Origin of the sequence: Paenibacillus sp. FSL W8-0194 (assembly GCF_037969745.1) — a bacterium.
Lineage (GTDB): Bacteria > Bacillota > Bacilli > Paenibacillales > Paenibacillaceae > Paenibacillus_AQ > Paenibacillus_AQ cookii.
Window position 1 is genome coordinate 4621078 of sequence record NZ_CP150205.1, and the last position, 25314, is coordinate 4646391.

Genomic DNA, 25314 nt, shown 5'->3' on the forward strand with positions numbered 1-25314 from the left:
ATCCTGTGAAAATTAGACATTCCGCCATATCCCTGCCTCTTCGCCCACTTTGCGGCAAGAAAAAACCCCTTACCGTCATTTTCCCTTGCGGTAAGAGGTTGGAGAAACCCCGACATATTTGCGGAATTTCATATTAAAATAATCCGGATTCATGTAACCCACTTTTTCGGCGACCTCGTACACCTTCATGCCTTGGTCCAGAAAAGCCTTGGCTTTTTCGACGCGGACCTTATCCAAAAACGTGTTAAAATATTCGCCCGTCGTATTTTTGAACATTTTTCCGAGGTAAGCGCTGTTGTAATTAAACAGCTCCGCCAGCGTTTCGAGCTTGAGGTTCTCGTTGTAGCGCCGTTCGATCAGTTCGATCATTCTTTGGATTTCGTTCCCGCGGCTTTCGCTGCGCATCCGTTCGGAAATTTCCCGCAAATACGCATGCGCCGAAGCCATCAGCTCGCCGATCCGGCCGCATGCATAAAACGCGCCGACCGGGACCCCGTGCTCCGTCCAAAAGGCGCGCATGTCCGGGTGGGACGACTCCAGCCGCGCCAGCACGCTTCCCGCTAGCCGGATCAGGTTCTCCTTCAGCTTCAGCTCATCCATCCCGTCCGCTGCCATGCGGCGGCAGATCGCTTCGACCAGTTTCTCCAGCTTGGCGGTATTTCCGGTTTCCAAAACAAGCAGCAGCCGGTGTTCGGCCTCGTCCGGATCGAAGTCCGGCAGATCTTCGGCCTGAAAGCCGCTCCAGCCTGCCGCCGCTTCCTCCCGAATAAGCGTATCCCCTTCGAAGAAAAAACTGAACTTCAACGCCTCGCTTGCCGCCGACAAGGATATATGCGCTTCTTCCGGCCCCGCGGCCTTTCCTCCGGCCGCCGCGCTGAACGTCAGGCATTCCGCGGATACCCGCTCCGCAATCATCCGATACAGCTCCCGGTCATCCTCCCGGCTCGCCGGCGGTTTCGTTAGAAGGATTCCCAAATGCGGGGGAAGATGAAAACATAGGCCCGCTCCGCTTTGCCGGACGGCCTCCTCCAATGCCTGGCGGACACGGGAGTAAACCTCCTCCGTCACGGACGGCGCCGGTCCGAGCCGCAGCAAGACGACTTCGCACGGCCCTTCCGGGAGTTGAAGCGAAGCCGCGAGCCGTTTCAGCCGTTCGCCGCCGAGTTCGGCAGGATCCGGCAGCAGCAGCTCCTTCAGCGCCGCCTCCTTGCCGCGGGCCGGTTCCTCCCGGGTCCACAAGCTGAGCTGCCGCTCTTTTTCGATCGTCTCCCGGATCTGCCCGAGATAAGAAACCAATTCTTCCTCATCCACCGGTTTAAGCAGATATCCGTCGACGCGGTATGAAATCGCCCGCTTCGCGTATTCGAAATCGGCATAACCGCTCAAAATCAGCACATGGCTTTCCGCCCCCCGGCCCCGCAGCTTCGAAATGAGCTCCAATCCGTCCATGCCGGGCATCCGGATGTCGGCCAGAATCAGCTCCGGCTGATGGACCTCGTATTTTTCGAGCGCCTCCTGCCCGTTCGCCGCCGTATCCGCCACCTGATATCCATGCTCTTCCCAAGGAATCAGCATCCGCAGGCCTTCGCGGAGCTTCGGTTCGTCATCCACGATCATCACTTTAAGCATCTATCATTCCCCCCTCGAGCGGAATGGCAAAGGAAATGGTCGTACCGCAGCCGGGCTTGCTTCGAATGGACAATCCGCAGGACTCCCCGTACGTCAGCTTCAACCTGACATGCACGTTTCGCAGCCCGATCCGCTCGCCTTCCCTTTCCTCCGCGTCTTCCAGCGTCTGCATGAGTTTATCCATCCTCTCTTCCGGGATGCCGATGCCATTATCCGTAATCGTGAACATGGCCGCATTTCCTTCGCGCATAATCGCGACGTTGACGGACGCCCCTTCCGCGTTGTTGTCGAGGCCATGCACGACGGCGTTTTCGACGAGAGGCTGGATAATGAGCGGAGGCACGTACAGCGCTTCCAATGCCGGATCGACGTGAAACTCGTAACGCAGCCGGTCCTCATACCGGAACCGCTGGATTTCCAGATAACAGCTGACCATCTCCAGCTCCTGCTTCAGCGGGATTTTGCTGTTGCCGGCCTCGAGGTTGCTGCGCATCATTTTGCCGAGCAGCCGCACGATTCTGGCAATTTCCGTCTGGCCTTTCATATGGGCCTCCATCCGGATCGATTCCAGCGCATTGAACAGAAAATGGGGATTAATCTGGCTTGCCAGCATTTTAAAGCGGATTTCGCTCTGTTTTTGTTCCAGCAGCCGGTTCCGTTCATTGGACTGCGTCACTTCCTCCATCAGGTCGTGAATGTTGCGCACCATGGAATTGAACTGCCTGGACAATAGTCCGATTTCATCCTTGCCGTCGATTTGCAGCGTCGTATCGAAATCCCCGAGCCCGACCCGGGTAATATGCCTGCTGAGCCGCAGCATCCGCCGGGAGAACAGGGAGGACACGCTGTAGATCAGCAGGAAGGCTAGAACGATGCTGATCACGATGACCGTCAGCGCGAGCCTGATGATTTTGTTCGGTTCCTTCACGATGCTGCCGATCGAAAACACGGAAATGATCCGGATCCCGTTTTCGCTGGAAGCCGGTTTGACCTCATCGATCAGCACTTTCGAAGGAATGCCGTTAAGCGTCGCCTCGAACGTGCCGCTGCGCTGCGTCATCATGTTCCGGTCCAGCGACAGGTCGGTCAGTTTCTTGTTTTTCCAGTCGCCGCGGTTCGCCGCAACGATGTTGTCCTGATCGTCCACGATCATCGTGTCGAACGTTTCCTGGCTCAAAATCGAATTCAGCATGTTGGCATTGACGTTCAGCACCAGCACGCCGTATTTTTTCAGGCTTTCGAGCTCGATCGTCCGCACCAGGCTTAAATATTTTTTATGGTCGCGTTCATCCTCGATATACCGCCAGCTGACCAGGCTTTCATGATCAAGCGCATGCCGGTACCAGTCGCTGGCCTTAATTTCGTCCGAGGCGTTGATGAGCTCCCAGTTGTTCAGCAGCGTGGCGTTGTCGGTATACAGCCTGATGTTCGAAATTTCTTTGTAGAGCCTTAAATACTCCCGCATGTCGGGATAGTCCCTGTAGGCCTCGACCACGTCGTATACGCTTTCATAATGCCGGTTGGCCAGCTTTTTGAGCCTGGCGTCATTGGACAGCCGGTAAGAGATGTCCAGCGAGACGCGGATGACCTCCTCCGTTCTTTTTTTGATCCGGTCGACGTTCGTCGAAGCCTGCTCCATCGCGTTATTGAACGCCATTTGCCTCATTTCGGCCGTGAGATATCCCCCGACCAGCAAAACGGGCAGCAGCGCCGCAAGCAGGAAAGACAGCAGCAGTTTATTCCGAATTTTGATGTCGTTTAATAACGTTACGAACCGGTGCCACATGTCTATTCCCCCACGGCAGTCTTTGCCGGACCCTATCCCGGCGGATGATCGTCCCTCTCTCTTTTAAACTTTATATCTTATTGGCGGTAGGCCGCAAGCCTTTCGTTCAATTCCCGGGTTTGGCCGTAGACGTCCCGGTATACCGAAAACAAACCGTCATACCGCTTCACTTGCTCCGGATTCGGTGAAAAGACTTCAGCCGGACGGATGAACTTTTTCGCGCATGCTTCAAGGGACGGAAACCATCCGCAGCCGTACGCGGCCAGCATCGCGGCGCCCATGGCAGGCCCCTGCTCGCTTTCCAGCTTCACGATGTCGGCATTAAAAATATCGGCCTGCATCTGCAGCCATGTTTCGTTTTGGGCCCCGCCGCCGATCGCGGTCACCTCGGCAATCTCCCTGCCGGACTCGCGGATGAGGTCGATCGACTCGCGCAGCGAAAACGTGATGCCTTCCAGGACGGCACGCGCAAAATGCTTCAGCGTATGGCCCGAATCCATCCCGATGAAGCTGCCGCGGATGTCCGCATCCGGATGGGGCGTGCGTTCCCCGGAAATGTAAGGCGTAAACAGCAGTCCGCCGCTTCCCGCCGGAACGTCTTCGATCCCCTCCAGCAGCTCGTCGAAGGAAGACTCTTTCGCAAACGTTTGTTTGAACCAGGAGAGGCTATGCCCCGCCGCCAAAGTAACGCCCATGACGTAAAAAGCGTCTTCTTCGCCGTGGTTGAAAAAATGCATTTTGCCCTGCGGATTCACGTCCTTGCGGCTTTCATAGGAAAGAACCACGCCCGACGTGCCGATGCTGCACATCGTTTTGCCTTCGCCCAAAATGCCAGCGCCGATTGCTCCGCACGCATTGTCCGCCCCGCCCGCAAACACCTTGGTCGCCGGCAGCAGCCCCGCGGCTTCCGCCACGTCCGGCAGCAGCGTGCCCGTCAGCTCGGAGGATTCCGCCAGCTTCGGACAAAGGGACAAAGGCAGATCAAACGCTTGTGCGATGTCCGCGCTCCATGTTTTGCCCGCGACGTCCAGCAGCAGCGTGCCGGCCGCGTCCGAATAATCCATCGCAAAGCCGCCCGTCAGGCGATATCTGACGTAATCCTTAGGCAGCAGGAAAAGCGACGCTCGGGACAAAATTTCCGGCTCATGTTCCTGCACCCACAATATTTTCGGAAGCGTAAAACCTTCCAAAGCCCGGTTGCGGGCGATATCCAGCAGCTTGGTTCCAAGGGTCTGCTCGATCCGGCGGCATTGCGGCGTCGTCCGCGTGTCATTCCACAAGATGGCCGGACGAAGCGGCTTGCCTTCCGCATCCACCAGCACCAGCCCGTGCATCTGTCCCGAAAAGCTGATGCCCTCCACGTCGGACGGCGCAACCTGCGATTTCTCCATCAATTTGCGCAGGCTCGTAATGGTGCGCTCCGCCCAGTCCTCGGGATTTTGCTCGCTCCAGCCCGGATTCGGGCGATGCAGCGGATAACTTTCCGCATGTTCGCAAACGACCTGGCCTTCCTCCGACACAAGCACGGATTTGACCGCGCTGGTTCCGATATCGATACCGATTACATACTTCATCTATAGCGCCTCCTTAAGGCTAAAGTCTTTTATGAAAAACAAGAAAGAGGCTGCCGAAGAATGCTTCTTCAGGCAACCTCCGCCGCATGCATGATTGCTCGCGTACCGTTTATTCCGCCAAAATGTATTGGTTCAGCAAAGACTTCAGCATTTCCTGGCGTCCGGACTCGTTTTTGCGTGGCTGCTCGTTGTTCAGCGCATATTCGGACAGGGATGCCAGCGTCGCTTTGCCGGAAACGATCTCGGCGCCCACGCCTTCCTTGAAGCTGCTGTAGCGTTTTTCGATGAAGTCGTCGAACACGCGGTCTTCGATCAGTTTGGCGGCTACTTTCAGCCCTTTGGCATACGTATCCATACCGGCGATGTGGGCCAGGAACAGATCTTCCGGCTCAAAGGACGGACGGCGCACTTTCGCGTCGAAGTTGATGCCGCCTTTGCCGAGGCCGTCGTTCTTGAGCACTTCGTACAAGGTCAGCGTCGCGTCGTAGATGTTGACCGGGAATTCGTCCGTGTCCCAACCGAGCAGCATGTCGCCTTGGTTGGCATCCAGCGAGCCAAGCATGCCGTTGATCCGCGCCACGCGCAGCTCATGCTCGAACGTATGGCCGGCCAGCGTCGCATGGTTGGCTTCCAGGTTCAGTTTGAAATGTTTGTCGAGACCGTATTTTTGCAGGAACGCAATCGTGGTCGCCGCATCGAAATCATATTGGTGTTTCGTAGGTTCTTTCGGTTTCGGTTCGATCAGGAACTGGGCGTCGAAGCCGATTTCCTTCGCGTAATCCACCGCCATGGAGAACAGGCGGGCCATGTTGTCCATTTCAAGCTGCATGTCGGTGTTCAGCAGCGTTTCGTAACCTTCACGGCCGCCCCAGAACACGTAGTTTTCGGCGCCGAGGCGTTTGCCGACCTCAAGGCCTTTTTTGATTTGGGCCGCAGCATACGCATATACGTCGGCATTGCAGGTCGAACCTGCGCCGTGCATGTAACGCGGATTCGTGAACATATTTGCCGTGTTCCACAGCAGCTTTTTGCCGGACGATTTCATGCCTTGTTCGATCAAATCCACGATCGTGTCGATGTTGCTGAAAAACTCCTTCAGGCTGCTGCCTTCCGGCGCGATGTCGACGTCATGGAAGCAGAAGTACTGCAGGTTCATTTTATCCATGAATTCAAAGGCGGCTTCCACGCGGGCTTTCGCTTTATCCATGCCGCTGAGGTGATCCCAGCCGCGGACGGCGGTTTCGCTGCCGAACGGGTCGGTTCCGCCCGCGGTCAACGTATGCCAATAAGCCATGGCGAAGCGGAGATGCTCCTCCATCGTTTTGCCGGCAACCTTTTCTTCCGGATTGTAATACTTGAACGCAAACGGGTTGGTCGAGCGGCTGCCCTCGTAATTGATTTTTCCGACGTTTTCAAAATATGCCATAACGCATGTTCCTCCTTGGATACCGTATGATTTATTCTGCTGTTTTTATCGACGAAAGCCTTTACAACACCATCCTAACACAAAGTTTCGACTTTGTATATTGGTTAAACTAAGTTTTTTTATCCTATTGCAATTTGCCCAGGAAGACACTAGACTAGGGGGATACAGGCGTAAACGACTCCCCGTCTTGACAGGCGGGGATGCCGTTTCGCGGATGAAATGCAAGCCTGATTCTATGTATGAATCGCATACATTGTTGTATTTTTGAAACATCGAAAGGTTCCTTGAAGGATGTGTTTTTGACATGAACGTGACCGGCGACCAGGCGCTCGTCAAAAAAATAAACAAGTCGCTGATCCTGCACACGATCCGCAAACATCCCGAGCTGTCGCGCGCGCGGATTTCGGAAATTACGGGACTGAACAAAGCGACCGTATCGAACTTGGTGGCCGAGCTGCAGCAGGAGCAGCTGGTGCTTGAAGCCGGGCCGGGCGAATCCAGCGGCGGACGCAAACCCCTCATTTTGCATTTTAACGCGATGGCCGGGTGCGTGATCGGCATAGAGCTGCGCGTGAAGCAGATGACCGCGGTTTTATGCGATTTGAACGGGAACGTGCTGTCGGAGACGGAAGTCCCCCTTCGCCGGCATGATTTGGCCTATACGATCGAACTCATGAAAACGATGATTGCCGGGCTGATTGACGAGGCCCCTCCGACCCACTACGGCATGGTCGGCATCGGCGTCGGCGTTCCCGGCATGGTCGACGAGGACGGCGTCGTCCTGTTTGCGCCCAACCTGGGATGGGAGATGGTCCATCTGCGCAGCATGCTCGAAGAGCATTTTGCCATTCCCGTCATCATCGACAACGAAGCCAACAGCGGAGCGCTCGGCGAGCTTCATTTCGGCCGGGGCCAGGATGTGCGGCATTTGCTGTATATCAGCGCCGGTTCGGGGATCGGTTCCGGGATCATCATCAGCGGGGAGCTGTACAAAGGTTCAAGAGGATATGCCGGCGAAACCGGGCATATGAGCATCGAAGCGGAAGGCATGCCCTGCAGCTGCGGCAGCCGCGGGTGCTGGGAGCTGTACGCTTCGGAGAAGGCGTACGACCTGGCGGCGAGCGAGCTCCCCGCCTATCAGACCCGGGAGCTTGTCCGCCATGCCGCCGAAGGCGATGAAGCTGCGCGCAGCCAGTTCCGCGTCATGGGCAACTATTTGGGCATCGGCCTGACGAACCTGATCAACGGCTTCAACCCGGAGCTGATCGTGCTCGGCGGGGCGTTGTCCGAAGCCCGGGAATGGCTCGAGGAGCCGATGCAGCAGGTCGTGGCCAAACGGACGCTGCCCTACCACAAGCAGCAGCTCGAAATCGCCTTTTCCGCGCTGGGCAGCCGTGCGACGATGATCGGTGCCGGCTTCTCTGCGGCGATGCATTTTCTGGGGCATACGAGGGTGATGGTGTAATTAGTAAGAAAAAAAAACGCCCATAGGCGTTTTTTTTTCTTATTTGGAGCGGGTGATGGGAATACTCAACATCCTGATTAAAAAGGCGAGCCTTCGGCTCGCACCTAGAGGTAGATGTTGACGCGCGTCCTGATCGGGTCATTCCCGGAGATGTCTGCACGGACGGTCGCACCCACGCACGTGGGTTCTCTTCCCCACAACCGCTCCAAACAAAAAAACGCCCATCGGCGTTTTGGTTTTTTCTTAATTTGGAGCGGGTGATGGGAATACTCAACATCCTGATTAAAAAGCGAGCCTTCGGCTCGCACCTAGAGGTAGATGTTGACGCGCGTCCTGATCGGGTCATTCCCGGAGATGTCTGCACGGACGGTCGCACCCACGCGCGTGGGTTCTCTTCCCCACGAACCTCCATATAACAAAAAAAAAAAAAACGCCTTCGGCGTTGTTTTATGTTTTATGGAGCGGGTGATGGGAATCGAACCCACGCTACCAGCTTGGAAGGCTGGAGTTCTACCATTGAACTACACCCGCACGTATACTCTCAAAAGTGACGATACGCTCCGCAGTAAATTCCGATTACTTTTGCGGGGCCCGTACCAGAAAAATTAAAGATCGGGACGACACGATTCGAACATGCGACCCCCTGGTCCCAAACCAGGTGCTCTACCAAGCTGAGCTACGTCCCGCGGTTACTCACGTCTTCAGATATTGAAGACAAGAAATAATATACCATGAGTCCGCGGGATATGCAACTCTTTTTTTGTTCAAAACATGTTATGTATGTGCTAATGAAGCAAAAACGTCTTCTCGAAATCCGCCGGCGGCACCGGCTTGCTGAAGTAGTACCCCTGCCCTTCGTGGCAGCGCTGCTCCCTTAGGAAATGAAGCTGTTCCTCGTTCTCCACGCCTTCGGCCGTCACTTTCAGCTGCAAATGATGGGCCATGGAGGTAATGGTGGACACGATCGCCGCGTCGTTATGATCGCTCATCACCTCGTTGACAAAAGAACGGTCGATTTTCAGCCGGTCGATCGGCATGCTTTTCAAATAATGCAAGGAGCTGTAGCCCGTCCCGAAATCGTCGATGCTGATGAACACGCCGAGCTCTTTCAGCCTCCGCAGCTGTTCAAAAGCCGTCTCTTTATCAAAGGTCATGCTTTCCGTAATTTCCAGCTCGACGTATTTGGGTTCCAGGCCGATTTCCTGCAAAATCTGTCCGATCCGATCCGCCAGATGCGGCTGAAGGAATTGGCGCATGGACAGGTTGATCGACACGCAAATCGGCTTGTAGCCCGCATCCTGCCACGTTTTGTTTTGTTTGCAGGCGGTCCGGAGAACCCACTCGCCAAGTTGAACGATCAGGCCGCTTTCTTCGGCCAGCGGAATGAATTCCTGCGGCGAAACGTTGCCGCGTTTCGGATGCCTCCACCGCAGCAAAGCCTCCATGCCGACGATCTCGCAGTTTTCCAAGGAAACGAGCGGCTGGTACTCGAGGTAAAACTCGCGGCGTTCCAGCGCCTTGCGCAAATCGTTTTCAAGCTTCAATCTTTCCTTCGCCTTCCGCTGCATGGACGGCACGAAATGCCGTACGTCGATCCCGTAATCCTTCGCGTGGTGCACCGCCGTGTCGGCATTCTGAATCAGCTGCTCCGCCGTATCCCCGTCCTCCGGATATAAGGCCAATCCCGCGCATAACGTAATATGATAATCGCCGTCATCGATCGTCAGCGGCTCCTCAAACAGCTGCATCAAACCTCGGATTCGCTTGATTGCCGATTCCACGTCGCCAAGCTCCGGCATGATCAACGCAAACTCGTCGCCGCCCATGCTGAATACCTCCTCCTTCGGAAGGGTATTCCGCTTCAAACGGTCGCCCACCTGCTGCAGCAGCCGGTCACCCGCCTGGTGCCCCAGCGAATCGTTGATGTTTTTGAAACGGTTAATGTTAAACACGACGACTCCGGTCGTACCGTTGTCCTGGGCCTTCATCACCTTGTCCAGACGTTCGGTTAACCTCCGCTTGTTCGGGAGACCCGTCAGATCGTCATGAAAAGCCAAATAATTCATTTTGGCTTCCATTCGCTGCTGTTCGCGGAAAGGGTCTTCGATCGTCAGCCGGTATACGCCTTTTAGCATCAGGTAATAAGACATCGCGGCCCCCAAGCTTCCCAGCAAATAGTTGATTTCGTACATGCTGCCTGCGGACAAAATCATCCCTTGGCCAATCGCCGTGTAAATCAGCGCCCGGATGATGATCAGCAGCGAAGGGGCCCGCTCTTTTCTGCCGCGGTAAACGATTGAAGCGATGCCGCCCAGCGCCGTCAGCGCGGTAAAAAACACGGCGTACTTGACCGCCGGGCCCATTCCCCCGTCGACGAGCAGCGGCGGCAGCATGCGGCCCCACGCGATGAACGCCGCCGCCGCGGCAGCCGTAGCGACCATGGTGACGGTAAGCACGAAGCTTTTATGAGCGACATTGACCATAAAATCTTTTAACGAATAAATGCAAAATATGCCTGCCGTGAGCAGCAGCCTGGAAATCAAAGACAACCAAAGGGCGTCGTTGTCGTTCATGGCGGAGCCGATCAGCGGCATGCCCATCAGGCTCAGCATTTGCAGCAGGTCCAGCACGGCCACGCATAAGAATAAAGCCGCCGTATACAGCCGGTACCGCGACAATTTATGGGAGAACAAAAGCCATCCCTGCGAAAAGATGGCAAAGCTTGCGGCTGTGCAGCAGCTGCCCAGCAAAATATATGCCGTTTGAAATACGCGGGGATCCAATCCCGGCAGCGGATACAACGATTCCGCAAGCAGGACGGCGGCAAACATCACTATTCCCCACAGGGCCGTTTTCACCGTTCTTATTTCCTCAACTCTTCTTGGACGCATAAAGCCATCTGACCCCCGGGTAATAAAGATATGAAGATGGATTCGTGTTAAATAATTCCACGTATCTGACCTTATTCCTGCTGATACCAGATAATATTTTACGCGCTTTGGCAATCTTCGACAGAAAACGCGGTCTTCGGTCTGAATCTTTTTTGCGTTTTATCCGTAATATGAATTATAACGATGAAGGAGTGAATGCGAAATGATCATTACGACCACGGAAAATATACATAACCATGAAGTCATCGAAGTGCTTGGAACGACGTTTGGCGTGGTGGTGCGGGCGCGGGGAATCGGCGGCGATATTATGGCTTCCCTGAAAGGGCTTGTCGGCGGCGAAGTCAAGCAATATACCCAAATGATTGAAGACGCGCGCCGTCAGGCGATCGACCGGCTGGTGCAAAACGCCCATGCCATGGGCGGCAACGCCATTATCATGATGCGTTTCGACAGCGGGGACATCGGCAACAACATGAGCGAAATCGTCGCCTACGGCACCGTCGTAAAAACAAGGCCGATCGGTTAGCCGGGATCCGCATGGGTGCGATCGTGGCCGTCGTCATGATTTACGGATTGCAAATCGTCGTCTTTCTTGTCCTGCTTTGGCTCAGTTGGCGCTTCTTCGACCGCCGTTACCGCAGAAAAAACGAACAGTCCAGCCGGAGCGACCTTCTCAGCGGCAAATTTACGCCGACCTCCGAAATATTCGTGGACCCGCGGGACGGAATCAAATATCAGGTGTATTACAATCACGAAACGGGCGAGCGGGAATACGTTCCGATCAGATAGCCCGCCCTACTCGAAAACTCTCGTTCCGCAATCAAAAAAGCTTGGCCGCAGCGGATGCGGTCAAGCTTTTTATCGTATTCCGGCTTTATTTGCTATCAAAATTGACTTCGGGCGTCGTCAACTTATCGTAGAACTCCACGTAATTGTCCTTGTCTTTCGAAGCGCGCTGCGCCATGGCGGATCGCGGATGCTCGTCGAGCGTGCCCGTGATCATGTACGGGATCAGATAGCCCCACTCCTCTTTTTCGCGCAGAGGGATCATGTAGCGTTCGATGATATCCAGAACCGGACGAAGATTATAATGCGTGTTTTTCAAATGCGTCACGAGCAGCTCCGTCGGGCAGTTGCCCGCCGCGCGTCCCATGCCGTACACGGATGCATCAAGCAGTTCAACGCCCAGCTCGGCGGCAATCAGCGTATTGGAGAACGCCAGCTGCATGTTGTTGTGCGTGTGCACGCCGAGACGTTTGTTCGGCAGGTTCGTTTTGAACTTTTCCACCAAATATTTGACGTCCTTATGATCCAGGCTGCCGTAGGAATCAACGATGTACACGACGTCGACCGCACTGTCCTTGATCATCTCAAAAGCCTCGGCCAGCTCGTTTTCCATGACGTTGGACAATGCCATGATATTTAACGTCGTTTCGTATCCGCGGTCATGGAAGGTTTGGATGAGATCGAGCGCTTTATCCACGTCCTTGATGTAGCAGGCGACGCGGATCAGGTCGAGCATGCTTTCGGAGCGCGGAAGAATGTCGCCCACGTCCACCCGCCCGATATCCACCAGCGCGGATAATTTTGTTTTTCCTTTTTGGGGAATGACCTCGCGCAGGAAATCATCGTTCAAAAAACGCCATGGGCCCACCTGATCGGCGCCCTTCAGCAGCTTGGGGGAGTTTTTATAGCCGATTTCCATATAATCAACGCCCGCCTCATTCAGCCCGGCGTACAGATTTTGCACAAATTCAACGCTAAAATCCCAATTATTCACCAGTCCACCGTCACGAATCGTACAATCCACAATTTTGCAAGGGTTCGTCTTCAACCAAAACTTCTCCTTCCGGCGTAAAATTTATTATTTCATCATACTTGAACGGCAGTCGAAAAGTAAAGATGAATATGACATTTTCTCATTAAAGCGTGGACGCTTTTACGCAAAATATCAAAAATACGGGCTATTCACCTGCAATCCGTTGCGAATCACAATAAAAAAGCAGCCGCGGAAGCCGTGCGGACGACTCCGAAAGCTGCTTTTGCCTTCATGGTTATTTTTCTTTGGCCTCCTGCGCCAATATCCATTCCGTAATGCTACGAACCATCGCCCCCGTCGCCCCTTTCGGGTTCACGCCCCGCTCTTTGGCGAGAAAAGCCGTTCCGGCGATGTCCAAATGGATCCAAGGCAGCCCCTCGGCAAAAGTCCCGACGAACAGTCCGGCCGTAATCGCCGCGCCCCTGGAGCCCGTGCTGTTTTTGATGTCGGCCACATCGCTTTTCAGCATATCCCAAAATTCCTTGTACGCAGGCAGCGGCCATACCTTTTCTCCGGCACGTTTGGAAGCGAGGATGAACTCCTCGAGCATCGTGTCGTCATTGGCGACGGCTCCGGTCGCCACGTCCCCCAAAGCGGTCAACACGGCCCCCGTGAGCGTGGCGACATCGATCAGCTTTGAAGCTCCCAACTCCCGTGCGTAAGCCATCCCGTCCGCCAGCACGACGCGCCCTTCCGCATCGGTGTTTAACACTTCGATCGTCCGGCCGCTGTAGCTTCGGATGACGTCCCCCGGTTTAAAGGCGCCTCCGCCCGGCATATTTTCGGCTGCGGGAATCACCATCACGACGTTGACCGCGGGCCTTAACGTCCCGAGCGCGTTCATGACGCCCAAAACCGCGGCCGCCCCGCCCATATCGCTGATCATTTCTTCCATCCCGGCCCGCCTTTTCAGCGAAATGCCGCCGGTATCAAACGTGATGCCTTTGCCCACCAGCCCGATCACGTCGTCCCATTTGTCCCTGCCCTGGTACCTGATCATAATGAGCCGCGGCGGATGCACGCTGCCCTGCCCGACGGCAAGCAGTCCGCCCATCCCCAGCTCCGCCAGCTGCCGTTCGTCCAGGACGGCAGACTCGAAGCCGTGTTTGGCGGCAACGTTTAACGCGGCTTCAGCCAACCCCTCCGGCACGAGCATATTCCCGGGCAGATTGGTCAAATCCCTGGCGAGGCAAGTCGATTCGGCATAAGCCACCCCCCGCCGGATGCCTTGCTCCCATTCCGCCTTTTCAGCCGCCGAAACCGATCCTTTGCGCAAAAATAAAAGCTGCTCGATTCCGGTATAAGCAGAGGCGTTTTGCTTATATTGCCGCTGGCGATACGCGCCGAGAATCATCCCCTCGGTCAGCGCCTGAGCCGCGGCCGCGGCGTTTTGCTCCGCCGTAAAAGCGACCAGAGGCGCGCTCAACTCCCAGGCCAGCGTTTTGACCCTCATTTTTAATGCCGCCTTTGCCGCTTGGGCCGCCGCCACCCTTAACTCCTCCGACGTCAGCGGCCGCTCGCCGGCTCCGACGAAAATGACCGTCCGGGATTCTCCCCGGCCCTGCAGCGGCACGGCATAGGTCTGAAAGGGCGCTCCCTGGAACAAATGCCGTTCCATCAGCGGCAGCAGCAGCGAGTTCCATGCCTGACGCATGCTGCCGTCCTGGGCGCCTTGCGGCGAAACCAATACGATAAACGCGTCCACATCCGCCCTTGCCGCATCCGTCTCCCCGATCCACTCAATCGAAACCTGCATGGTTTCGGAACAGGAATATCCATCCATCTGTCATCTTCCTTTGTCATGAAGTTTTCGGACGATAATCATATATATTATTCCACGTTTGTCCAAAGCAACTCGGAAGACGGGCCGTTTTCCAATCATGGCGGGAATCCATCGCGGTTTACAAAAACGGTCCCATGCGGATACAATGATTCCACACCTGTATACAAATGATTTCCAAGTTGGTTTTATCATTTTTCATGCAAACAAATGGAGGCAAGTTTATGGAACTACGGATGCGGCACTCATGGCAATTGGACGAATCCGAAGCCGCTGCGCTGCAGCGGGATCTGGCGCAAAAAGTGATTCAGGAAGACTCTTTTTCATCGGTTGAATATGTCGCCGGGGTGGACGTCGCCTACAGCAAGCATAGCGGCAATCTTGTCGCGGCCGTGGTGATTTTGGATGCAGGCTCGCTCGAGCTCGTCGAATCGGCCACCGTCGAGGACACCGCCGCTTTTCCTTATATCCCGGGCTTGTTTTCATTTCGGGAGCTTCCCCCGGTGATCAAAGCGTTTGAGAAAATAAAGATGACGCCCCAGCTGGTCGTCTGCGATGGCCAGGGCGTCGCCCATCCGAGACGGTTTGGATTAGCCAGCCATTTGGGCGTCCTTTTGGAACTCCCTACGATCGGATGCGGCAAAACGAGGCTTATTGGCGAGTATGCGGAACCGGATTTGAAACGGGGATCCTATTCTTCCTTAGTGGATCATGGCGAGGAAATCGGAAGCGTGCTGAGAACCCAGGAAGGGGTTAAACCTATTTTCGTGTCCGTCGGGCATCGCATATCGCTCGCATCCGCCCGCAAGTGGATTTTAAAGCTTTCTCCCCGCTACCGTTTGCCGGAAACGACCCGCCGGGCGGATCACCTGGTTAAGACGGCTTTGGGGAGAGATTAAAATCTGAATTCTTCATATAAAGGGAATTGCATCGGTTCCCCAAAGGATGATAAGTTTGATGTGTGGAAAGGAGAGATGGACATGAGCCCGTCGCTGCAATCACCAAAAGGCCAGCTGCTGATCCAGGAAATCGAAAAAACCGTCGTGCCTTACGGCATGGTCGCGGTTTGGCCGCTTGGACAAGCCAGTTTTATCCTCAAAGGCGGAACAACCGTCATTTATATCGATCCGTATGTCACCCATAACCCGGACCGCATTTATCCGGCTCCGATCGACCCGGAACATATTACGAATGCCGACTACTGCCTGATTACGCATGAGCACATGGATCATTTGGATCTGGACGCGATTGCCGCCATGGTGCGAACCGGCAGGGACACCGTTTTTATGGCTCCGGCATGCTGCTGGGAAGATATGAAAAAGCAAGGCGTGCCTCGCGAGCGCTTCCTCATCGCGGATACCGAAAAAGAATTCGGCGATGAAACGATCATCCAGCCGATCCCGGCTGCGCACGAAGAACTGGAAACGGACGAGCAAGGTTATCACCGTTACGTCGGTTACCTCATCAAGCTGAATGGCGTTACGGTCTACCATGCCGGGGATACGGTGGTCTACGAAGGCCTGGCGGACCGGCTGCGCAAGGAATCCATCGACCTCGGGCTGCTGCCGATCAATGGCCGGGACACATTCCGGAACAGCCGCGGCATTGTTGGCAACATGGACTACCGTGAAGCAGCCGAGCTGGCGAAAACGGCCGGCATCGGGATGACGATCCCCATGCATTACGACATTTTTGCAGGGAATGCGGAGCGTCCGGGATATTTCGTGGATTATGTATACGACCATTTTCCCGGGATGCGCATCCACGTGATCGCCCGGGGCGAGAGGTTTATCCATGTTACGGAGGCGGCCCTCCAAGCCTTGAAATAGCATCGAACCGCTTTAAGTCAAGCTGCTCCCGTCTTCTTAGGAAGGCGGGCCTTATTCTTATTTTCCGTGCAGCAGCCGGCCGGCAGAATTACATGTTCGCCCGAAAAAAAGCCCGTTCCCTCAACCGTCTTGCGTGAAGGACCAGGCTTATTTGGGCATACCGGTTATACCACTTCCACGATCGGCAGCGAAATGACGAATTCCGTGCCTTGGCCGACGGTGCTGTTGACGGCGATATAACCTTTATGGTTTTTGATGATCCGGTAACTGACGGACAAGCCGAGGCCCGTCCCGCTTTCCTTGGTCGTAAAAAATGGATCGAAAAGATGGGAAAGCGTGTTATGGTCCATCCCCTTGCCGTTATCGGATATGCAAATATGTACGTTTTTATTGTCCCGGTTCGTTTGGATTTCAATAAGCCCTCCGTTTTCGCCGCTTAAATGTTCGATGGCGTCCATCGCATTTTTGACGATGTTCAAAATCACCTGTTTAATCTGCTTGACGTCTACCGAGATGTGCAGCGGCTGCTTGTCCTCGTGCAGGATGACCTGGCAGCCTTTCATCAGCGCTTCGCTTTCGGTCAGCAGCACGACCTCCTTCAGCAGCGAGGAGACCGGAATAACGGTGGTTTGCGGAGCGGACGGCTTGGATGAATTCAGGAACTCGTATATGATATCATTGGCCCGATCGATTTCGGTCAAAATGATGCGGGCGTACTCGTCTTTACCCAGTTTAATGAGATGGGGACGCAAAAGCTGAATGAAGCCGCGAATGGCAGTCAGCGGATTCCGGATTTCATGGGCAATGGAGGCGGAAATTTTGCCCAGCATGGCCAATTTGTCGTTGCGGTAGGCAGTCTGCTCGATCTGTTTGAAATCCGATACGTCCTTGACGCTGAACAAGTAGTCGCCGTCCATTTGGTCGCCGTCGGTCACCGTGAGCAGCCACTGCCGCCCGGACTCATCCGTCAACTCGTGGTATTTTTTGCGATGAATCAGAGTTTCGCGATAAATCCGCAAAATCTTCTTTTTCTTGTAGCGGCTCAGCTGCGGATGGCGCAAAATCTGTACGATCGTGCACCCCGTTAATGATTTGCGGGAAACTTCGAGCAGTCTTGCCATTTGGACATTGATAAACGTCAGTACACCCTCGCTGTCAAACAGCATAACGCCGCTGTCGAGATGCTCCAGAATGTTTTCATACTTGTTTTTTACCAGCTGCGTAGATTGAAAAGCCTCAAGGGACTGTAACAGCGTCTCTTGGATATCGCCCAACACGATACTCCCCCTTTCAGAAATGAAGGATGGCCTCCCCCACTTCCTATTCTTCACCTACACGACAAACAAAAAGAAAACGTCGATCGACGTGACTTTCTTAGATGACGGTCCACATTATCAATGTTTCTCCTTGCGATTACAGAAATCCTTCAGCTTCTCAGTAAACTTGGTAAATTCTACAATCTAAAATGATAGTTTTATCATAGACAAGGTAAGCCGAAAACTCAATCGGAAAAACTGTCGAAAAATCGAAGATACAGTTAAATTTACCCATTTCGGCACAAAATAAAAGCATCAAATACATGAAGCGCATGTACCGATGCTTTTCTTTATCTATCCAATCAGGCATTTCTGCTTCTGTAATAGACTTTCTGTCGTATCATGTTTTTATGCCTTATGCTGCAGCCGCAATCTTCGCTGGCTCATCACGGCCAATCGTCTCTTTAATTCGCCCTCCCATTTCTCGTCCTTCATCTGTTTGGCGATGGTCAGCAGGTCCAGTGCCATATCGATCTGGCTTTGTACGATGTCTTTCGGATCCTCCTTTTCGCAGTTGACGACGTTTTCGAAGATGGCCTCATCGTCCTCCACGACGTAATCCTGGAAATCAATCTCCGCCGTCCCGTCTCCATGCGCATATTCAGCTAAAATTTCATATTCGTTTTCGACTTTATAATGAACTTCAACCCGGTGGCACACGGGACAGAACAGCAGGGGAACATTATGGACTTGGGTGCGGTAATGCTTCAACGTTCCCTTCGTTCCAACCATACTCGCTCCGCAGCAATAACTCATGCCAGTTCACCCTCCTCTTGATTCCGCCGCATTCCTCATTAATGTATTCGCTTTTATTTATGTCGATTCCTTTTTTTCAGTTCGATGCGGCCGGATAAAAATCCTGCAACCCCAGGCCGGATTTAAGGCAAAAATCGGAATAAAGGCCTAGGTCGCGCCGGATCTCGTGCTTTTGACGCACAGTCGCCGTTTTTCGCCGACAGGTATAAAAAGCCCCCGTTGCCGGCATAAGGTTCATCCTTAGGCTTGGCAAAGGGGGCTTGTCTTATGTTAAAACTGAATTAGACAACAAGGTTTTTGTCGCCTGGTTTCCAGTTCATTGCGCACAGTCCGCCGGATTGCAGAGCTTGCAATACGCGCAATGTTTCTTCAACGCTGCGGCCGATATCGTTGTGGTTCACCACTTGATATTTCAGTTCGCCTTCAGGGTTGATGATGAAGAGGCCGCGCAGCGCTACGCCTTCTTCTTCGATGTATACGCCGTAGTCTTTCGAAACGGATCTTGTGATGTCCGAAGCCAGCGGGAAGTTGATTTTGCCGAGACCGTTAGCGTCTGTTGGCGTGTTGATCCAAGCTTTGTGGCTGTGGATCGAGTCCGTGCTTACGCCGAGGATTTCAGCGTCAAGCGCTCTGAATTGGGAAGCGGCTTCGCTCAGAGCCGTGATTTCCGTTGGGCACACGAAAGTGAAGTCCAAAGGATAGAAGAAAAATACGAGCCATTTGCCGCGGTAGTCGGACAGGCTGACTTTACTGAAATCGGAACCGTCACCAAGTACGGTTTCCATCGTGAAATCGGGAGCTGGTTTACCTACTAAACGTTCTGCCATGTTTAAAAATCCTCCTTTATGATATCTATAGAACAGCCGGACGGCGAAAGCTCTCCCCTGTTCTATATGAAAGAAAAACATATGTTTTTCTTGTTTCAAAGTATGTGCGATCCCGGCGGAACCTACATTTAAAATGTTATCATCCGCCCATTTCAAAGTCAAGATTATATTCGTTATTTATTTATAATAATTATAAACAGAACGATTTCGTGAACAAAAGCTTCCTATTATATATGTCTTTATCTGCACCTTATTTTTTGCACTTATTTTTAAGGGTGCTCCTTAGGGTTTCCCGATATACGGCAAAACGGACACCGCCTCATAAAGGCGACGCCCGTTTGGTTTTGTTGCAGCCCGGTTAAGCTTTAAATTATTTCTTCATCGCTGCCACGATCAGATCGCCCATCTCGCGGGTGCCGATGGCTTTGCTCTTGTCCACGGCAATGTCGCTTGTGCGATGGCCGTCGTTCAGAACCTTCGCTACCGCCGCTTCAATGGCGTCCGCCGCGTCGGCATAACCGAAGGTCAGGCGAAGCATCATCGCCAAGGACAAAATCGTCGCGATCGGGTTCGCCAGATTCTGTCCGGCGATGTCCGGCGCGGAACCGTGCACCGGCTCGTACAAACCGAACGCCCCTTCGCCCATCGATGCGGAAGCCAGCATGCCGATGGAGCCCGTAAGCATCGCTGCCTCATCGCTCAAAATATCGCCGAACATGTTCTCCGTCACGATGACGTCGAAGCTTGCCGGACGGCGGAGCAGCTGCATCGCGCAGTTGTCGACGAGCACGTGTTCCAGCTCCACGTCCGGGTAATCCGCCGCAACGCGGATGACGACTTCCCGCCACAGGCGAGAGGTTTCCAGGACGTTGGCTTTGTCGACGGAAGCGAGCTTTTTGCGGCGTTTCTGGGCGATTTCGAAGGCTTGGCGAACGATGCGCTCCACTTCGGCCACGTTGTACACGCAGGTATCGACCGCTTCTTCCCCGTGTTCGCCTTGGCGTCTGAATTTATCTCCGAAATAAATTCCGCCGGTCAATTCGCGAACGACCATCAAATCCGTGCCTTCAAGCACTTCCGGTTTCAGCGTCGAGGCATCCTTCAGGCAATCGAACACAACCGCCGGACGAAGATTGGAAAACAATCCGAGCGCTTTGCGGATTCCGAGCAAACCCGTTTCCGGCCGCAGTTCCTTCGGGTTGCTGTCCCATTTCGGTCCGCCCACGGCGCCGAGAAGCACCGCGTCGGCATTTTTGCACACCGCCAGCGTTTCCTCCGGAAGAGGCGTTCCTTTCTCGTCAATCGCAATCCCGCCGAACAGAGCGTGTTCCGTTTCAAACGAATAACCAAACAACTCTTCCGTACGTTTAAGCACCTTCTCGGCTTCGGCTACGACCTCCGGTCCGATTCCGTCCCCGCTGATCACGGCAATTTTCTTCACTTCTGGCATGGTTTCCGTCACTCCTTCTGGTTCCTTCACTCACTGATCACTATTCTTATCTACTGTTGTATCATATTCCGCGGGGCATTGACCAAGATATAGAATCTATCACCTTTATAGTATTTTCCTATAAGCTGCTGCAGGAGCAACCGATTCGCCATCCATCGTAATTTCCGACATTCCTATTCCTTCGCGATCGGGCTACAATGGTATCGTATAGACCCAAATTCACGCTGAAGGAGTTGAACGATGTTGCAATATACCTATCTCGGCAAATCAGGGCTGAAGGTCAGCCGCTTATGCCTTGGGACGATGAATTTCGGACCGGCGACGGACGAAAAAGAGGCGTTCCGCATCATGGATGCTGCCCTCGATGCGGGAATCCAGTTTTTTGATACGGCAAACATTTACGGCTGGGGGCAAAACGCCGGGCTCACGGAAACGATCATCGGCCGCTGGTTTGCGCAAGGAGGCGGACGCCGCGAAAAGGTCGTCCTGGCGACGAAGGTTCACGGCAATATGCATGATCCCGCCGACGGGCCGAACGGAACGGAAGGCTTGTCCGCATACAAAATCCGCAGGCATCTGGAAGGTTCGCTGAAACGTCTGCAGACCGACCATATCGAGTTGTACCAAATGCATCATATCGACCGCAACGTATCTTGGGACGAACTCTGGGGCGCATTCGAGCTTGCCGTATCGCAAGGGAAAATCGGATACGTCGGTTCCAGCAACTTCGCCGGCTGGCAAATTGCCGAGGCGCAGGGCAAAGCGCAAAACCGCCGCTTCCTTGGCCTTGTCGCCGAGCAGCATAAATATAATTTGAACTGCCGCCTGCCGGAGCTTGAGGTGCTGCCCGCAGCCAAAGCGATGGGGCTCGGGGTCATCCCCTGGAGCCCGCTCGACGGGGGCATGCTGGGACGCAATGCGCTGAAAAAGCTGGAGGGCACTCGCAGCGGCGGCAATCCGAACAAAATCGAAAAACACCGCGCGCAGTTGGAAGCTTTTGCCGAGCTGTGCAGCGAAATCGGCGAGCCGCAGGACAACGTCGCGTTGGCTTGGCTGCTTACCCATCCGGCCGTCACCGCGCCGATTATCGGGCCGCGGACGCTGGAGCAGCTCGAAAGCTCGCTGCGCGTGATCGACTTGAAGCTGGACGAAGCCATCTTGAAGCGCCTGGATGAAATCTTCCCGGGACCGGGCGGCGAAGCTCCGGAAGCATACGCGTGGTAAGCCGGCCATTGATGAACCCGTAATCAGCAAAAAAAGCAGTCCGCCGTTTGGCGGTCTGCTTTTTTTATGATCGCAAGGTGCGCTTTCCCCTTCCGGGAATAAGCTGATGATGGGTATAAGTTTAATTATTTCTTGATCCAATGCATCATTTCGCGCAGCTGGGAACCAACGATTTCGATCGGATGGTTTGCTTCGTTGCGGCGGGTCGCATTGAGGAATGCGCGGTTGGATTGGTTCTCCAGGATGAAGTCGCGCGCGAATTTGCCTTGCTGGATGTCCGCGAGCACTTCTTTCATCGCTTTTTTCGTTTCGTCGGTCACGATGCGAGGTCCAGTCACGTAATCGCCGTATTCAGCGGTGTTGGAGATAGAGTCGCGCATGTTGGCCATGCCGCCTTCATAGATCATGTCGACGATCAGCTTCATTTCATGCAAGCATTCGAAGTATGCCATTTCAGGAGCATAACCCGCTTCCACCAGCGTTTCGAAGCCGGCTTTGATCAGGGCGGTTACGCCGCCGCAAAGTACGGCTTGCTCGCCGAACAGGTCGGTTTCGGTTTCTTCGCGGAACGAAGTTTCGATAACCCCTGCGCGGGTACAGCCGATGCCTTTGGCATAAGCAAGGCCGATTTGCTTGGCTTGTCCGGTAGCGTCTTGTTCGATGGCGATCAGGCCAGGCACGCCGAAACCTTCGACGTACGTGCGGCGAACCATGTGGCCCGGCGATTTAGGAGCTACCAAAAGCACGTCCGCGTCTTTAGGAGCCACGATTTGTCCGAAGTGAACGTTAAAGCCGTGGGAGAACATCAAAGCTGCGCCTTTTTTCAGGTTTGGTTCGATGTCGTTTTTGTAAACCGAGGCTTGAGTTTCGTCCGGCATCAGGATTTGTACGATGTCCGCTTTGCTTGTCGCTTCGGCAACGGAATATACTTCAAAGCCGTCGTTTTTCGCTTTATCGAAGGATTTGCCTTCGCGAAGTCCGATAATGACTTTCACGCCGCTGTCGCGGAGGTTTTGCGCTTGGGCATGGCCTTGGCTTCCGTACCCGATGACGGCAACCGTTTTCCCTTTCAATACGCTGAGTTCTGCATCCTGTTCATAATAAGTCGTCACTGCCATTGTATAAATCCTCCTTTGTTTTTAAAAGAACCCTTATGAAGAGCGGGTGTTTCAAGAGACCTCCGCCGTATTGCCGCCAGGCATGATCCCTTCAAACCCCCGCTCTCCGGCGGGCGGTATGCATATGATACTCGTGAATAATTATACGTTTCCGCGAATCATCGCGGTGACTCCCGTGCGGGAAAGCTCGCGGATGCCGTAAGGCTTCAACAGTTCGATCATCGCGTCGATTTTGGTGGTATCCCCCACCACCTGCACCATCAAATTATGGCTGCCGATATCGACGACCGAAGCCCGGAAGGTTTCGACCACGCCCATGATTTCGGGGCGCTCCGACGGTTCGGCGTTTACCTTGATCAGGGCCAGTTCCCTTGCCACCATCGGATTAGAGCTGAGATCGACTACTTTAATAACGTCGATCAGCTTATACAGCTGCTTTTCGATCTGCTCCAAGGTGTGTTCGTCGCCAATCGTTACGATGACCATGCGGGAGAGCCCGGGTTCTTCCGATTGCCCCACCGTGATGCTTTCGATATTGAATCCGCGTCTGCCGAAAAGTCCGGAAACTCTTTGCAATACGCCCGGTTGGTCATTTACTAGAACGGCAATGGTATGTCTCGTACTCATATTTATGCATCTCCCATCAGCATTTGATCAATGGTCGAGCCTTGAGTTACCATCGGATACACGTTTTCACCCTTGCTGACCACAAACTCGACAACGACGGGTCCCGGCGTTTCAAGCGATTCCGCCCAAGCTTGGCGGGCTTCTTCCTTGTTCGTCGCCCGGAGTCCCTTCACGCCGTATGCTTCAGCCAGTTTGACGAAATCCGGGCTTCCTTCCAGATCGATATGGCTGTAGCGGTTGTCGTATATCAATTCCTGCCACTGGCGAACCATGCCGAGCACCTGGTTGTTGATAATCACGATTTTGACCGGAATGTTGTTGATCGCGCAGATTGCCAGCTCCTGGGAGCACATCTGCATGCCGCCGTCTCCGTTGATCGAGATGACCAGGCGATCCGGCTGCGCCATCTGGGCGCCGATCGCCGAAGGCAATCCGAAGCCCATCGTTCCGAGGCCGCCGGAGGTGATCATCGAACGCGGCTGGCTGAATTTGTAATATTGCGCCGCCCACATTTGGTGCTGGCCGACGTCGGTTGTCACGATCGCTTCGCCTTTTGTCGTTTCGTTCAGCATTTCGATGACCCACTGCGGTTTCAGCACTGTGTCGGAATCCTGATAGCTAAAAGGCTTCTCCGCTTTGGATTCCCGGATCCACGCTCTCCATTCGTCCGCTTTGTCCGCGCGTTTCACTTCCGAATTGAGCATTTCCAGAACGGTTTTGACGTCGCCGACGATCGGAATGTCCGTTGGAACGTTTTTCCCGATTTCCGCCGGGTCGATGTCGATGTGCACGATTTTGGCATTCGGAGCGAACCCGTTCAGGTTGCCCGTTACCCGGTCATCGAAACGCGCCCCGATGTTGATCAGCAAATCCGACTTTTGGATCGCCATGTTCGACGTGTACGTTCCGTGCATGCCCGGCATCCCGGTCCAAAGCTCATGGCCGCTCGGGAAAGCGCCGAGTCCCAGCAGGGTCGTCGTGATCGGAATTTCGGTCCGTTTGACGAATTCGTACAGCGCTTCATGGCCTCCGGAGTAAATGACGCCGCCTCCTGCAAGGATTAGCGGACGCTCCGCTTCGGCAATCGCCTGCACCAATTTGTCCAGCTGAAGTTTGTTCGGCACCATCCGCGGGTTGTAACCGCGAAGATTTACCGCGTTACTGCTGGGCTCAAACAAAGTCAGCGCTGCTGAAACATCCTTCGGAATGTCGATCAGGACCGGACCTTTGCGTCCCGTCGAAGCGATGTGGAAGGCTTCGTGGATAATCCGCGGCAGATCCTTGACGTCCCTGACCAGGTAACTGTGCTTCGTGATCGGCATCGTGATGCCGGTAATGTCCGCTTCCTGGAAGGCATCGGTTCCGATCAAGGACGTTGCCACGTTGCCGGTAATGACAACCAGAGGAACGGAATCCATATAAGCGGTGGCAATTCCTGTGACCAGATTCGTCGCCCCCGGTCCGGACGTTGCGATACATACGCCGACCTTGCCGCTGGCCCTTGCATAACCGTCAGCCGCGTGGATCGCTCCCTGCTCATGACGAGTCAGCACATGTTTGAAATCCTCGTATCCATACATCGCATCGTAAATGTAAAGCACTGCCCCGCCTGGATATCCGAAAACACACTCGACGCCTTCAAGCAAAAGGCTGCGAAGCAATATTTCCGAGCCGGTAATGACTTCCGACTTCATCCATTTCTCACGTAATTGTTCTGTAGACCGCACTTCAGGAATTTGCGCGCTCATCAGTCATCCTCCTCCTCAAAATTTACATACATGTGACATGAGTCAATTT

The 25314-nt window shown here is 54.2% G+C and carries 20 protein-coding genes and 2 tRNA genes; 6 read left to right on the forward strand and 16 right to left on the reverse strand.

The features are described 5' to 3' along the window. Nucleotides 1-75: 75 nt before the first annotated feature. From MKY58_RS20985 to xylA, 4 genes are all read right to left on the reverse strand, one after another. On the reverse strand, nucleotides 76-1629 hold the full coding sequence (locus tag MKY58_RS20985; protein ID WP_339321947.1) for a response regulator transcription factor: 1554 nt from the start codon (nucleotides 1627-1629) through the stop codon (nucleotides 76-78). Then, a complete protein-coding gene (locus MKY58_RS20990; protein WP_339321948.1) occupies nucleotides 1622-3415 on the reverse strand; it encodes a sensor histidine kinase in 1794 nt (597 codons plus the stop codon). The genes MKY58_RS20985 and MKY58_RS20990 overlap by 8 nt, the downstream gene beginning before the upstream one ends. A gap of 77 nt (nucleotides 3416-3492) precedes the next feature. After that, entirely contained in the window at nucleotides 3493-4989 is a 1497-nt protein-coding gene (xylB, locus tag MKY58_RS20995; protein WP_339321949.1) for a xylulokinase, read from the reverse strand. A 109-nt stretch (nucleotides 4990-5098) separates the two neighbouring features. Beyond that, nucleotides 5099-6415, reverse strand: a complete 1317-nt coding sequence (gene xylA / locus MKY58_RS21000; protein WP_339321950.1) for a xylose isomerase — start codon at nucleotides 6413-6415, stop codon at nucleotides 5099-5101. A 304-nt stretch (nucleotides 6416-6719) separates the two neighbouring features. Between xylA and MKY58_RS21005 the strand changes: the two genes are divergently transcribed. Next, the gene (locus tag MKY58_RS21005; RefSeq protein WP_339321951.1) at nucleotides 6720-7880 is read left to right on the forward strand and encodes an ROK family transcriptional regulator; all 1161 of its coding nucleotides are present in this window, start codon (nucleotides 6720-6722) and stop codon (nucleotides 7878-7880) included. A 457-nt stretch (nucleotides 7881-8337) separates the two neighbouring features. Here MKY58_RS21005 and MKY58_RS21010 read toward each other — a convergent pair. The 3 genes from MKY58_RS21010 to MKY58_RS21020 all read right to left on the reverse strand — a co-directional run bounded on the left by MKY58_RS21010 (nucleotide 8338) and on the right by MKY58_RS21020 (nucleotide 10738). Then, a tRNA-Gly gene (locus tag MKY58_RS21010) sits at nucleotides 8338-8411 on the reverse strand. An 81-nt stretch (nucleotides 8412-8492) separates the two neighbouring features. Then, a tRNA-Pro gene (locus tag MKY58_RS21015) sits at nucleotides 8493-8566 on the reverse strand. A 99-nt stretch (nucleotides 8567-8665) separates the two neighbouring features. Then, complete coding sequence (locus MKY58_RS21020; RefSeq protein WP_339321952.1) at nucleotides 8666-10738, reverse strand: EAL domain-containing protein; 2073 nt, start codon at nucleotides 10736-10738, stop codon at nucleotides 8666-8668. Between the two features lie 235 nt (nucleotides 10739-10973). On the opposite strand from MKY58_RS21020, the gene MKY58_RS21025 reads away from it, so the two are divergent. Both MKY58_RS21025 and MKY58_RS21030 read left to right on the forward strand, forming a co-directional pair. Further along, a complete protein-coding gene (locus MKY58_RS21025) occupies nucleotides 10974-11297 on the forward strand; it encodes a YbjQ family protein (RefSeq protein ID WP_036708518.1) in 324 nt (107 codons plus the stop codon). Nucleotides 11298-11308: 11 nt separating this feature from the next. Next, nucleotides 11309-11560: a hypothetical protein gene (locus tag MKY58_RS21030; RefSeq protein ID WP_036708513.1), complete on the forward strand. Its 252-nt coding sequence runs from the start codon at nucleotides 11309-11311 to the stop codon at nucleotides 11558-11560. Between the two features lie 85 nt (nucleotides 11561-11645). On the opposite strand, the gene MKY58_RS21035 is transcribed toward MKY58_RS21030, so the two are convergent. Then, entirely contained in the window at nucleotides 11646-12605 is a 960-nt protein-coding gene (locus tag MKY58_RS21035; RefSeq protein WP_339321953.1) for an aldolase catalytic domain-containing protein, read from the reverse strand. Between the two features lie 220 nt (nucleotides 12606-12825). Then, a complete protein-coding gene (locus tag MKY58_RS21040) occupies nucleotides 12826-14373 on the reverse strand; it encodes a leucyl aminopeptidase (RefSeq protein ID WP_339321954.1) in 1548 nt (515 codons plus the stop codon). A 221-nt stretch (nucleotides 14374-14594) separates the two neighbouring features. Here MKY58_RS21040 and nfi point away from each other — a divergent pair, with 221 nt between their 5' ends. Together nfi and MKY58_RS21050 are read left to right on the forward strand one after the other, a co-directional pair. Next, nucleotides 14595-15269 (forward strand): deoxyribonuclease V, encoded by a 675-nt coding sequence (nfi, locus tag MKY58_RS21045; protein ID WP_339321955.1) that lies wholly within the window; start codon nucleotides 14595-14597, stop codon nucleotides 15267-15269. 81 nt (nucleotides 15270-15350) lie between these two features. After that, nucleotides 15351-16199, forward strand: a complete 849-nt coding sequence (locus MKY58_RS21050; RefSeq protein ID WP_339321956.1) for an MBL fold metallo-hydrolase — start codon at nucleotides 15351-15353, stop codon at nucleotides 16197-16199. A 164-nt stretch (nucleotides 16200-16363) separates the two neighbouring features. Here the strand turns inward: MKY58_RS21050 and MKY58_RS21055 are convergent, their stop codons facing one another. From MKY58_RS21055 to leuB, 4 genes are all read right to left on the reverse strand, one after another. Next, nucleotides 16364-17476, reverse strand: a complete 1113-nt coding sequence (locus MKY58_RS21055; RefSeq protein ID WP_036708508.1) for an ATP-binding protein — start codon at nucleotides 17474-17476, stop codon at nucleotides 16364-16366. 387 nt (nucleotides 17477-17863) lie between these two features. Next, a complete protein-coding gene (locus MKY58_RS21060) occupies nucleotides 17864-18271 on the reverse strand; it encodes a hypothetical protein (RefSeq protein ID WP_036708505.1) in 408 nt (135 codons plus the stop codon). 281 nt (nucleotides 18272-18552) lie between these two features. After that, the gene (locus MKY58_RS21065; protein WP_036708501.1) at nucleotides 18553-19098 is read right to left on the reverse strand and encodes a peroxiredoxin; all 546 of its coding nucleotides are present in this window, start codon (nucleotides 19096-19098) and stop codon (nucleotides 18553-18555) included. Nucleotides 19099-19468: 370 nt separating this feature from the next. Next, nucleotides 19469-20548, reverse strand: coding sequence for a 3-isopropylmalate dehydrogenase (gene leuB, locus MKY58_RS21070; protein ID WP_212949115.1), 1080 nt, complete (start codon nucleotides 20546-20548; stop codon nucleotides 19469-19471). Between the two features lie 243 nt (nucleotides 20549-20791). Between leuB and MKY58_RS21075 the strand changes: the two genes are divergently transcribed. Next, the gene (locus tag MKY58_RS21075; RefSeq protein ID WP_339325217.1) at nucleotides 20792-21772 is read left to right on the forward strand and encodes an aldo/keto reductase; all 981 of its coding nucleotides are present in this window, start codon (nucleotides 20792-20794) and stop codon (nucleotides 21770-21772) included. A 125-nt stretch (nucleotides 21773-21897) separates the two neighbouring features. Here the strand turns inward: MKY58_RS21075 and ilvC are convergent, their stop codons facing one another. The 3 genes from ilvC to ilvB form a co-directional block, all read right to left on the reverse strand. Further along, entirely contained in the window at nucleotides 21898-22890 is a 993-nt protein-coding gene (ilvC, locus tag MKY58_RS21080; RefSeq protein WP_036708497.1) for a ketol-acid reductoisomerase, read from the reverse strand. A gap of 141 nt (nucleotides 22891-23031) precedes the next feature. Further along, complete coding sequence (ilvN, locus tag MKY58_RS21085; RefSeq protein ID WP_339321957.1) at nucleotides 23032-23517, reverse strand: acetolactate synthase small subunit; 486 nt, start codon at nucleotides 23515-23517, stop codon at nucleotides 23032-23034. Between the two features lie 2 nt (nucleotides 23518-23519). Next, complete coding sequence (ilvB, locus tag MKY58_RS21090) at nucleotides 23520-25265, reverse strand: biosynthetic-type acetolactate synthase large subunit (RefSeq protein WP_339321958.1); 1746 nt, start codon at nucleotides 25263-25265, stop codon at nucleotides 23520-23522. Nucleotides 25266-25314: the final 49 nt, after the last annotated feature.

Coding starts and splice junctions, on each gene's coding strand:
- nfi (WP_339321955.1), top strand. CDS start 14,595: ATGGAACTACGGATGCGGCACTCATGGCAATTGGACGAATCCGAAGCC.
- MKY58_RS21005 (WP_339321951.1), top strand. CDS start 6,720: ATGAACGTGACCGGCGACCAGGCGCTCGTCAAAAAAATAAACAAGTCG.
- MKY58_RS21025 (WP_036708518.1), top strand. CDS start 10,974: ATGATCATTACGACCACGGAAAATATACATAACCATGAAGTCATCGAA.
- ilvC (WP_036708497.1), bottom strand. CDS start 22,890: ATGGCAGTGACGACTTATTATGAACAGGATGCAGAACTCAGCGTATTG.
- xylB (WP_339321949.1), bottom strand. CDS start 4,989: ATGAAGTATGTAATCGGTATCGATATCGGAACCAGCGCGGTCAAATCC.
- ilvB (WP_339321958.1), bottom strand. CDS start 25,265: ATGAGCGCGCAAATTCCTGAAGTGCGGTCTACAGAACAATTACGTGAG.
- leuB (WP_212949115.1), bottom strand. CDS start 20,548: ATGCCAGAAGTGAAGAAAATTGCCGTGATCAGCGGGGACGGAATCGGA.
- MKY58_RS20985 (WP_339321947.1), bottom strand. CDS start 1,629: ATGCTTAAAGTGATGATCGTGGATGACGAACCGAAGCTCCGCGAAGGC.
- MKY58_RS21060 (WP_036708505.1), bottom strand. CDS start 18,271: ATGAGTTATTGCTGCGGAGCGAGTATGGTTGGAACGAAGGGAACGTTG.
- xylA (WP_339321950.1), bottom strand. CDS start 6,415: ATGGCATATTTTGAAAACGTCGGAAAAATCAATTACGAGGGCAGCCGC.
- MKY58_RS21050 (WP_339321956.1), top strand. CDS start 15,351: ATGAGCCCGTCGCTGCAATCACCAAAAGGCCAGCTGCTGATCCAGGAA.
- ilvN (WP_339321957.1), bottom strand. CDS start 23,517: ATGAGTACGAGACATACCATTGCCGTTCTAGTAAATGACCAACCGGGC.
- MKY58_RS21065 (WP_036708501.1), bottom strand. CDS start 19,098: ATGGCAGAACGTTTAGTAGGTAAACCAGCTCCCGATTTCACGATGGAA.
- MKY58_RS21030 (WP_036708513.1), top strand. CDS start 11,309: ATGGGTGCGATCGTGGCCGTCGTCATGATTTACGGATTGCAAATCGTC.
- MKY58_RS20990 (WP_339321948.1), bottom strand. CDS start 3,415: ATGTGGCACCGGTTCGTAACGTTATTAAACGACATCAAAATTCGGAAT.
- MKY58_RS21040 (WP_339321954.1), bottom strand. CDS start 14,373: ATGGATGGATATTCCTGTTCCGAAACCATGCAGGTTTCGATTGAGTGG.